Annotated in this window: 12 protein-coding genes and 1 riboswitch; of the genes, 3 read left to right on the top strand and 9 right to left on the bottom strand. The window is 51.7% G+C overall.

The features are described from left to right. Positions 1 to 2: 2 nt before the first annotated feature. From cbiE to TOCE_RS01570, 9 genes are read right to left on the bottom strand one after another with little or no spacing between them, the layout of a single operon-like run. Positions 3 to 644, bottom strand: coding sequence for a precorrin-6y C5,15-methyltransferase (decarboxylating) subunit CbiE (gene cbiE, locus TOCE_RS01610; protein WP_013275143.1), 642 nt, complete (start codon positions 642 to 644; stop codon positions 3 to 5). Continuing rightward, a complete protein-coding gene (cbiD, locus tag TOCE_RS01605) occupies positions 638 to 1,735 on the bottom strand; it encodes a cobalt-precorrin-5B (C(1))-methyltransferase CbiD (protein ID WP_013275142.1) in 1,098 nt (365 codons plus the stop codon). The genes cbiE and cbiD overlap by 7 nt, the downstream gene beginning before the upstream one ends. After that, positions 1,728 to 2,378 (bottom strand): precorrin-8X methylmutase, encoded by a 651-nt coding sequence (locus TOCE_RS01600; protein ID WP_013275141.1) that lies wholly within the window; start codon positions 2,376 to 2,378, stop codon positions 1,728 to 1,730. Before TOCE_RS01600 ends, cbiD begins: the two co-directional genes overlap by 8 nt. Before the next feature lie 16 nt (positions 2,379 to 2,394). Next, positions 2,395 to 2,769, bottom strand: a complete 375-nt coding sequence (locus tag TOCE_RS01595; RefSeq protein ID WP_013275140.1) for a sirohydrochlorin chelatase — start codon at positions 2,767 to 2,769, stop codon at positions 2,395 to 2,397. Further along, on the bottom strand, positions 2,766 to 4,163 hold the full coding sequence (locus TOCE_RS01590; RefSeq protein WP_013275139.1) for a cobyrinic acid a,c-diamide synthase CobB: 1,398 nt from the start codon (positions 4,161 to 4,163) through the stop codon (positions 2,766 to 2,768). The genes TOCE_RS01595 and TOCE_RS01590 overlap by 4 nt, the downstream gene beginning before the upstream one ends. Before the next feature lie 2 nt (positions 4,164 to 4,165). Continuing rightward, a complete protein-coding gene (locus TOCE_RS01585) occupies positions 4,166 to 4,999 on the bottom strand; it encodes an energy-coupling factor ABC transporter ATP-binding protein (RefSeq protein WP_013275138.1) in 834 nt (277 codons plus the stop codon). Between the two features lies 1 nt (position 5,000). Then, on the bottom strand, positions 5,001 to 5,708 hold the full coding sequence (cbiQ, locus tag TOCE_RS11570) for a cobalt ECF transporter T component CbiQ (protein WP_013275137.1): 708 nt from the start codon (positions 5,706 to 5,708) through the stop codon (positions 5,001 to 5,003). A 1-nt stretch (position 5,709) separates the two neighbouring features. Further along, positions 5,710 to 5,994, bottom strand: a complete 285-nt coding sequence (locus tag TOCE_RS01575) for an energy-coupling factor ABC transporter substrate-binding protein (RefSeq protein WP_049817878.1) — start codon at positions 5,992 to 5,994, stop codon at positions 5,710 to 5,712. After that, the gene (locus TOCE_RS01570) at positions 5,984 to 6,718 is read right to left on the bottom strand and encodes an energy-coupling factor ABC transporter permease (RefSeq protein WP_013275135.1); all 735 of its coding nucleotides are present in this window, start codon (positions 6,716 to 6,718) and stop codon (positions 5,984 to 5,986) included. Before TOCE_RS01570 ends, TOCE_RS01575 begins: the two co-directional genes overlap by 11 nt. Positions 6,719 to 6,833: 115 nt before the next feature. Continuing rightward, a riboswitch (cobalamin riboswitch) is annotated at positions 6,834 to 7,016 on the bottom strand. Between the two features lie 193 nt (positions 7,017 to 7,209). Between TOCE_RS01570 and TOCE_RS01565 the strand changes: the two genes are divergently transcribed. The 3 genes from TOCE_RS01565 (at position 7,210) to TOCE_RS01555 (ending at position 9,772) form a co-directional block, all read left to right on the top strand. Further along, positions 7,210 to 8,382: an integrase core domain-containing protein gene (locus TOCE_RS01565; RefSeq protein ID WP_013275134.1), complete on the top strand. Its 1,173-nt coding sequence runs from the start codon at positions 7,210 to 7,212 to the stop codon at positions 8,380 to 8,382. Between the two features lie 72 nt (positions 8,383 to 8,454). Then, complete coding sequence (locus TOCE_RS01560; RefSeq protein WP_013275133.1) at positions 8,455 to 8,988, top strand: nucleotidyltransferase domain-containing protein; 534 nt, start codon at positions 8,455 to 8,457, stop codon at positions 8,986 to 8,988. Between the two features lie 43 nt (positions 8,989 to 9,031). Then, on the top strand, positions 9,032 to 9,772 hold the full coding sequence (locus TOCE_RS01555; protein ID WP_013275132.1) for a 2-phosphosulfolactate phosphatase: 741 nt from the start codon (positions 9,032 to 9,034) through the stop codon (positions 9,770 to 9,772). Positions 9,773 to 9,787: the final 15 nt, after the last annotated feature.

Here is a 9,787-nt window from a genome sequence, read left to right as displayed (position 1 = left end):
CCTCAAAAAGAGATCATCGGGTATTCCGATTCCGTATTCCCACAAATCCTTATCACCACCACGTTAATGTCGAATTCCCCGGTACTCCCGGCCAGTTCTTTTACGCCGTATTTTTCGATGGCCTCGTTTTCGTAGGACAGGTTTTGGCCGACGTAAATCTCCCGGTCCAGGATGCCGTTCTCCAAAAGCAACCGCGCTATCTTTACGGGGTTGTTCACGGGATCTGTGAGGACCACCACCGTGGAGTGATTTCTTACCGCTGAAACGATATCCCCTCCCCGCCCGTGCAGGCTGACCACAGCCGTATCTTTGGCCGGCAGCCTGAGCCTTGCCATCATGTACTGTACCGAACTTATTCCCGGGATCACATCCACCTCTTCCTCGCTCACGTGTTTCAATACCAGGTCCAGGATTCCGTATATCCCGGGGTCCCCCGTCGCAATCACAGCTACCCTGCCGGGGCTTTTGAGAACTTTCCCGAGGTCCAAACCGGCTTCCAGCGGTATTTTCTTGCACGCAAGGTCTTTAAAAAGGTTCAGGTGCCTTTTCGCCCCCACGAGCACTTCGGCCTCTTTTATCCTTTTCAGCGCCGCCGGTGTGATATATTCCGGTGCACCGGGGCCTATGCCCACTACACTTACCATTTTTCGACCCCCACCGCAGCCAGCAAACCCCTTTTATTGGAAATCAGCTCTACGGACACCTCGATCTTGCCCCCGGTATACCAGAGGCATTTATCCCGCACCCTCCCGGCCACAAAAGCGGCGAATTCACTCAAATTTATTCCGCTTTTCTCGATCAGCTCCATCGCCTCCTCGGTGGTGTTCGAGGCCAGTACCTTTCTTACCGTATCCGGACCCGCACCGAAATAAGCCGCGTAGGCCGCCATTATCTCGGCCCGGGCGTCGGCCACGCGGCCGGCGGTGTTGAAGATCCCCGCGGCCACCTTTATGAGTTTGCCGATATCCCCCACCAGGTGTACCTCTTCGAATTTCATTTCTACGGCCTTTTCCAGGGTAAAACCCAGGTAATTGCCGCAGGAGACTATAAGACTTTCATCGATCCCACTTTTTATTGCATAACTTTTGCCGTAGTTGCCCGGCGTGAGCACCAAATTCTTAATCCCCTGGGCGGAAAGCACCGAAAGCTCAAGAGCAAGAGTCTCCTTTAGGCTTTCCAAAGACATGGGCTCCACGATTCCAGTGGTTCCCAGTATCGAAAGGCCGCCGACTATGCCGAGCCTCGGGTTGAAAGTCTTTTCGGCCACTTTTTCTCCCCCGGGGATGCTCAGTACCAGCCTCACACCGCAACCTTCCGGCAGCACCTTGGCAACTTCCCTCTTTATCATCGCCATGGGCACCGGGTTTATGGCAGGCTCTCCGGGTTTCACCGGAAGTCCCGGTTTGGTGACCGTGCCGATGCCCTCTCCCGCTTCTACCAGGATGCCCTCGCCATCGATTTTCCGGACCTTGGCGCAAACCAGGAGGCCGTGGGTCACGTCGGGATCGTCGCCGCCGTCCTTTCTCACGCAGCAAACGGCCCAGTCGGGGCCCTTTTGGGCGCTCTCTATTTTGATGGTGAGCAGCTCCCCGCCGGGAGTTTCTATTTGGACTGTTCCAGGGATATCACCGTTGAAGAGCATGGCGACGGCAGCCTTGGAAGCTGCGGCTGCGCAGGAACCGGTGGTGTATCCGCAGCGCAGCTTCTTTCCGTTCTTCAATACGTATCTATCCACCGCAGGGACCTTCTTTCACCAGCGCATAAAGCAGCGCATTGACGATGGAAACCGCAACGGTGGTGCCGCCCTTCCGGCCGCGGGTGATTATACTGGGCACCCGGAGCCGGAAAAGGGTTTCCTTTGATTCGGCAGCTCCCACGAAGCCCACCGGCACTCCCACCACCAGAGAAGGCCTTACTTTCCCTTCCTGTATGAGTTCTGCCAGCTTGAATAGGGCAGTGGGTGCGTTTCCTATCGCGAATATCAGGTTTTTCGGATCTTTCGAGGCCAACTCCATAGCAGCCATCGACCTGGTTATACCCCTCTCCCGGGCAATGGCTACGGCCTCCGGGTCGTCGACGTAACACAGGATGCGGCACCCCAGGGCTTCGAGCGCCCTCCTGTTAATTCCCGCCTGGGCCATCCTGGTGTCTGTCACGATGCCGCATCCCGCCTTCAGCGCGGCCAAGCCCTTTTCAACGGCATCGGGCGAAAATTCCAGTATTTCCTCGTAATCGAAATCCGCCGTAGCATGGATCACCCTCTGTACAACCGCCAGCTCCCCATCGCTGAACCGGCGGGCATCGATCCTGCTGCGGATAATTTCAAAGCTCTTTTTTTCTATAGCCTCCGGGTCCTTGATGTAGTTTACATACTCCATACACACCATCTCCGATTCAGCTGATTTCTACGACTTCCCCCGCCGCCCTTTCGGCCAGGATTTCGCATATCCTCTCATCATAGCCGATGGGCTCAGCCAGAAAAATCTTTACCCCGGGGTGGGCGTCTTTGGAGACCTTAAGTTCGCCGGGTATGTCCCGGGTCACGTGGACACCCCTGAATAGAAATGCGGGCACGGCCACTATCTCCTTTGCCCCGCGCTCAACGAGCCGGGCCACCGCCTCGCCGATGCCGGGCTGCTGGAACTGGACGTAAGCCACCTCAGCCAGGTCGTATCTTCCCATCCCCTTTAACTTTGAGGCGAGCCTTTCCATGACTCCAGCTGAATCGTCAACCCTGCTCCCGTGAGCGATTATGAGCAAAGCTTTCAACGGTCAGCACTCCCTTCGTTTATTAAGGCGGATGCGCAAAAGCTGCGGCACCGGTTCAGGAAATTCCTCACCAGTTCCGGGTAGGCGTAAAAATCGATGTGCAGGTAGGTTGCCAGGCAGTTGTTCCGGACGAAGCCGCACCTCCACCGTCCCCGGCCACCGGGCTTTTCCACCAGGTAACTGGTATCTTCAACGACCCCTACGACTTCCGAATGGTGAAACTCATGCCCGCACAGCACGGTACCGCGTTCGGCCAGCACGTTGTCCTTCAGGACGGTGGCCCGGGCATAACCGAAGCGCCTAAGTCTCCCGGTCATGATAGCCTCCATATCGAAGGCCTCCACCATCGGGAAGGAACGGCCCTCCTTATCCACAATCGCCCGGGAAAGGTACATCAATCCGCCGCACTCGGCATATACGGGCATTCCGGCAAGAACGGCCTTTTTGACGGCTTCCAGCATGGGGCGGTTGCGGCTGAGTTCCCCCGCGAAGATTTCCGGGAATCCACCGCCGATATAAATTCCTGAAGCGCCTTCCGGCAGGGCCGAATCTTTTAGGGGGCTGAAGGGTACCAGCTCCGCCCCGAAATTCTCGAACAGTTCCAGGCCCCCCCTGTAGTAAAAGTTGAACGCTTCGTCCAGGGCCAGGGCTATCCTCACTTTCTCACCTGCCAGGACGGGTTCTTCTTGAGGAAGCGTAAATGCCACTCTCCCTGCATCGGCGGAAATATTCCATATTTTTTCCAGGTCTACACATCTTTCAATATGGTAAAAGAGCCTTTCGAATTTCCCCTTTAGTCCCTCCATTTCCCAGACAGGGACGAGCCCCAGGTGCCGTTCCGGTAGGGCTATCTCCGGATCTTCCGGCAGAAACCCAACCGCCGGGATCCCCGTATCCCTCTCTATACATTCCTTCAAAAGGGCGTAATGCCTCTCTCCTCCGACCCTGTTCAGTATCACCCCGGCTATTCTAACGCCCGGATCGAAATCCCTGAACCCCTTTACCATGGCCGATACGCTGCGGGCCATGCCCGACGCGTCGACGACCAGGATTACAGGAAGGGAAAGCAGCCCTGCCACATGGGCGCTGCTGCCGAAGCCGGTGGAGTCCATGCCGTCGAAAAAACCCATAACCCCTTCCGCTATCGCCAGTTCACCGCACTCCGCCTTTTCCGCATAAAGGGCTTTAAGCCTTTCCTCCCCCAGCAGGAAGGCGTCCAGGTTGTAAGAGTGATTACCGCAGGCGAAACGGTGGTAGGCGGTGTCTATGTAATCCGGCCCCACCTTGAAGGGTATAACCTTGTGCCTCTTGGCCATGGCACCCATGAGACCCAGGCTCACGGTGGTCTTGCCCGAGCCGCTGTGGGTACCCGCTATCATTATCCCTCTCGCCAAAATTATCTCCCCTCTCTCAAGCACTCCAGAAGGTCCCGAGCATTTTTGGGAAAGCGGCCGTCCAAAAGCCCCATTTGCCGGAGAGCGTCGCTAACCTCCACCAGCAGGGGCTTTTTCAGGTCGGCTCTTTTTAGCAGTTCATCGTCCATGAACACTTCCTCGGGACTTCCCCCTCCAATCACCCTGCCGTCCTTCATAACGAAAATTTGATCGGCCCAGGAGTAGGCCAGGTCCACATCATGGGTGGACAGGATCACCTGCCTGCCCTCCGCGTGGAGCCCGTCCAGCATTTCCACCAATTCCCCGGCGTGCCGCGGGTCCAGGTAAGCAGTGGGCTCGTCGAACACCACCACCTCCGGGTCCATGGCCAGCACGTCGGCTATGGATACCCGCTTTTTCTGGCCGTAGCTCAGGAGGTGCACCGGCCTGTCCATCAGCTCCCTTATTCCCATGGCCGAAAGGGCGGATTCCACCCTTTCCCTCACATCTTTGGACGGCAGGTTCAGGTTCATGGGCCCGAAGGAGACTTCCTGGAAGACTGTACCGGCGAACAGCTGGGCGTCCGGGTCCTGGAAGACAATCCCTACCTTTCTCCTGATTTCCCTGAGAAAGGAGCGGTTGTAGACCAGTTCCTGCCCGTCGTACAGGATCCTGCCCTTTTTGGGTCTTAAAATCCCGTTGAAGTGCAAAAACAGAGTGGATTTTCCGGCACCGTTGGGACCGAGGAAAGCTACTTTCTTGCCCCTTTCCACGGCCAGCGAAACGCCGTTTAAGGCCCGTATCCCCCCTGGGTATTCGAAATAGACCTCCTGAACTTCAAGTAAATAATTGCTCATCTTATTCAATCCTCTTTCCCAATACCAGCAGAACCAGCAGCAATGTTAAAGTCAGGATCACCGCGATATTGCGTGAGCTGATGCGGTATTCCCGGTGATCCAGCACCCTCAATTTGCCGTCGTAACCCCGGGCTTCCAGCGAAATGCGGAGTTCATCGGCGGTTTTCAGGGATTTTATAAGAAGACTCGACGCCAGCATGGCCATAGACTTCAACCCCCGGCCGCAGTATGCATACCCCAGCCGGGAGTTCTGGGATACGTGGATCCGCGAAGCTGCATCGAGAAGCACAAATAGGTACCTGTACGTTAGAAGCGAAAGCTCGATAAAAAGGTCGGGCACCCGGAGCCTATGCATCAGCATCAAGATATCCGGAACCGGGGTGGTCATCGCTATGAAATAAAAGCAGGAAACAAGGGCCATGGACCGGGAGAAAAGGACCATACCTTCATCAAAACTCCCCGATGAGATCACCACCACCAGAACACCCGGCAGTAGAAAGACAGGGGGTATAAGCAAAGACCTCAGATAAAACCGGATAGGAATACCCGCTCCCGGTACAAGAATGCCCGTCATCACCGCAAATACCGCAAGGTGCACTATCGGGCCAGATATAAAGCCCAGGAACATCATCAAAAGCCCGAAGGCCAGCTTTTCTCCCGGATGGACGCTTCTGAAATTATTGTTGTAGGCGAAATTATCCAACAGCATCTTATCCCGCCTTCAGCCTGATGAAAAAGTAAGCCGCCAGCCCCACCCCGGTTACGGCCTGCAGGCCAAAGAGAAGCTTTTCCGTCCTGTCATCCCCGGGCTCCCAAACGCTCTCAAACCAGGGCCGGTAATCCGGGTTCATCCGCAGGGCAAGATCCGCCGCCCGATCGTCGGTGCCTTCAAGGCCCGAATCTAAAAAGTTGGCAACGACAAAGAGAATAAGGAAAATCAAAGCTATAGGTAGGGCTGTTGATAAGAGGGATTTCTTCATTTTTTTATCCTTCATCATTCGAAGCCCCCTTGACCAGCCTTCCCACGACCACTCCTGCATGTATTTCGAGTAAATTTAAAACTATAACGGTAAGGATTCCCTCGCCTATCGCCAAGGGCAGCTGGGTAACTGCGAAAATTCCCGAGAACCCGGCGAAAGAGGCGGCAACACCTCCGCGGCTAGCCGGAAAAGCAAGGGCCAGCTGAAGCGATGTTATTATGTAAGTCATAAGATCCCCCGAAGCAGCCCCCAGAAATACCGATGCACTTTTCGAAAGGCCTACCCTCCCGGCGACTTTATACAGCCCGTAGGCTGCGAAGGAACCTGCCACGGCCATCGAAAAGGCATTGGCGCCCAGGGTGGTAATTCCTCCGTGAGCCAGAAGCAGGGCCTGAAAGAGAAGAACTATACCGCCGATCACCGCCATCGGCAGCGGGCCTAACAGGATTGCCCCCAGCCCGATCCCCGTCGGATGGGATGAACTTCCGGCCACCGACGGCAATTTGAGAGCCGACAGCGCGAAAACGAAGGCGCCGGCAAAGCCCAGCAGTATTTTTTTCGACGGTTCTTCCGCAATATTTTTTTTGATGTAAATAAGCCCCGCCATGAGGAATGGGATATAGATTGAGTACCATAAAAGACACCACTTAAAGGGAAGGAAACCCTCCATCACGTGCATTGCCAGGGCATATCGCGGCAGGAGACTGAGCAAAGCAGCGATAAATGTGATCTTTCGCAATGGATTCACTCCTTTCGTTATTTTCGAACATTTCATATAAACAAAAACCCTCTTAACTACGGAGAGTTAAGAGGGTTTTTACCCGTCTTATACACCCCCCTATCACTCGTAGGTGAGTGTACGAGCAGTACAGGCAGGTCTCCTGGCTCTGGTTCATCGCCGCCTTATGCCTTCCCAGTTTCCCAGTGGCGTAATATAAGGCGGCTTCCCATTACAGTGGCGGGACCGCGCCGGACTTTCACCGGACTTCCCTTTTAAGCCAGTCCACAGGACTGGCACCTGTACGCTTAATATTCGGTTTTGTCAAATTGCATTAACATTATAACATTTCCGAAGGGGGTTGTCAATTCTGACACTCAATTTTTTGTAGATGAGCCACAGTTTCGTTCACACTACTTTATTAAAGTGAAAAAGACATTGCAAAGGGTGGGTATCCCTGGGGTATTATGGATATGGAACAACAGAAACCCACTAAGGAGGGATCCCACCCAATGACATTATACCAAAAACTTAAAGCTTCGGGTAATCCCCAGGCTGTTGCTCAAATCACTATCTCTTTACTTGAGTCTCATTCCGTTAAAGAAACCGCTAAAATCTTGGGTGTTACTCCAAGATGGGTGTATAAATTAAGAGAGCGTTTCAGGCTTTCTAATGGGGATATATCGGCCTGTATCAAAAAACGAGGACCTAAATTCCGCATGCCTAACAGAACTCCGGAGCACATCGAAAATTTGGTCGTTACTCTGGCAAAAGAAACTAATCTGGGCTCTAAAAGGCTGGCATTGTTCATTAAAAATACCTTCAATATTCAACTTTCCCCTTTTACTATTCGAAATATTAGAAGACGTTACGGTATACACTGCCGTAAACACAAGACGCTTACCGGCTCCCGCCGATTTGCTACAGATTTCTCCGCCTTCGAACCTTTGCAGCTCTGGCAGATCGATGCAAAACATATCGCCGATCAATCGGCTTTGCCTCCCGAAGCTTATGCATCTATTTTCAAAAATAAGCTGCCTCCTTTTCAGTTCACTGCTATTGATATTAAAACAAGGTTGCGCTTTATTGCGTATGCCGATTCTCTCGATTTTAAAAATGGGTTGACTTTCATGCTGCTTGTGGCAGCCTGGCTTAGAGCCTTCGGTGTAAAACATCAACTCTTCTTTCAAACAGACAATGGAGCAGAGTTCGGAGGCAGTGCCGGCTCTCGTAAAAGAAAACTCATTCAAAAACTTATTTTCGATCATTGGAACGTATCTTTGCTTAATATCCCGGAAAGGAATAAGGAAACAAATTGCTTCGTTGAACGCTCTCACCGCACTGATGATGAGGAGTTTTACGCTTTAAACTTGAAAAAAGTAACTTCAAGGACTTCATTCCTAAAGATGGCTCAAAATTGGATACTATATTTCAACTACAGGCGGCCGCATTTTGGCAAAAACATGAATGGAATGACTCCTGTTGAGGCGTTGAAGTTTTATCGCTGCTTTTATCATCCTGCAATTGGTTCTATGCCTGTAGTTGTTTTGGATCAGCTTTCTAATTACACTTCTTTGCTTTTTGACATCTCTTCTTTGCCCTGGGATAACCTGCCCAGAAATAAAAAGCTATTGAACGAGACTATGGCACATTACAGACACTCAATTTTTTCTACCAGTCTATAAAAAGGTCAAAGTTGATATATATATTCTCTGTTGGTATAATTTCTTTAAGAAAATTAAAAAATGGTGATTTGCATGGATAATATTGAAAAATGCGTTTCCGAGCTGAAGACTTTCTCTATGCTTCACCAACAATATCTTATATGCGTGCTCGAGGGCATAATTGAATACTATAAGGATTCACTCTTGGGCCTTACAATCTTCGGCTCCTACGCCAGGGGAGAAAACCGGAAAAATTCCGACCTGGACCTGTTGATTATTTTAAAAAAAGCTCCAGGATTTAGTGAGAGAATCAAAGAATTTGTAAATAATATAGAACTTGCGCACGAATCTTTAGGCCAACAATTGTATGAAGAAGAGGATATCCTGTGCGAGCTTTCCCCCTATATTCTCTCAAAAGAAGAAGCACTAAAGTTTCAACCCGTTTATTTTGACTTAACCGAGCATAACAAAATCTTATTTGATCCGGAAGGAATCATATCTCGAATATACGGCGCCGAAGATTTTATACCTACCGAAGAATACGAATCTGAAGATGCCGAAACAGCCATTAAAGATGCGGAGTTTGTTCTAAAAACCGTTGAGGAAGCATTTAAAAAAGGTATATAGGTTTTCGATAAACTTGAAAACTTGAAATTGTGAGGAGAAGAAAATGTTCATTGAAGTTTACCCCACAGCGCAGAGCGTGAAGGATCTGAATGGAAAAACCGCAATAGTTATAGATGTGCTGAGGGCCACCAGCGTCATAACCACCGCCCTTCATAACGGAGCAGAAAGGGTCATCCCGGTGCCTTCGGTGGAAGACGCTTTTCGCCTGGCGAGGGATCTTAAGGGCAATTCGCTCCTTGGAGGGGAAAGAAGGGCTTTAAAGATTCCGGGTTTTGACCTGGGGAATTCGCCGCTCGAATACAAAAAAGAACTGGTGGAGGGGAAAACGGTGATCCTCACCACCAGTAACGGTACAAAAGCCATAAAGGCTTCCGAAAGTGCCGAGCACATCCTTATAGGATGTTTTTTGAATGCCTCAGCAGCGGCAGGAAAAGCCCTTCAGACATTATCCAGCGAAACCACCGGTGTGGCGGTGTTGTGCGCCGGCACCCTAGGAGAATTCTCCCTGGACGATGCCGCCTGCGCCGGTCTTATCGTGGATATCCTGGTCAGGAATATAAAAAGGATCAACGAAATCCCGGAGCTTTCGGACCTGGCCTTCGCCTGCCGGGACCTTTATCTGGAACACCGGCACGACCTGAAAACTTTCATATCCCATGCCGCACATTATAAAAGGCTTCTGGACCTGGGCCTTGAAAAGGATATAGACTACTGCCTGCAGCAGGACGTGCTGGACTGCGTGCCGGTGTATGAGAAAAAAAATATGGCGGTCAAGATTTATTAAAAACCATTGCTATGA

Origin of the sequence: Thermosediminibacter oceani DSM 16646 (assembly GCF_000144645.1) — a bacterium.
In the GTDB taxonomy this organism is placed as follows: Bacteria; Bacillota; Thermosediminibacteria; order Thermosediminibacterales; family Thermosediminibacteraceae; genus Thermosediminibacter; species Thermosediminibacter oceani.
The sequence above is the reverse complement of the archived record's forward strand: the minus strand, read 5'-3'. Positions and strand labels throughout refer to the sequence as shown.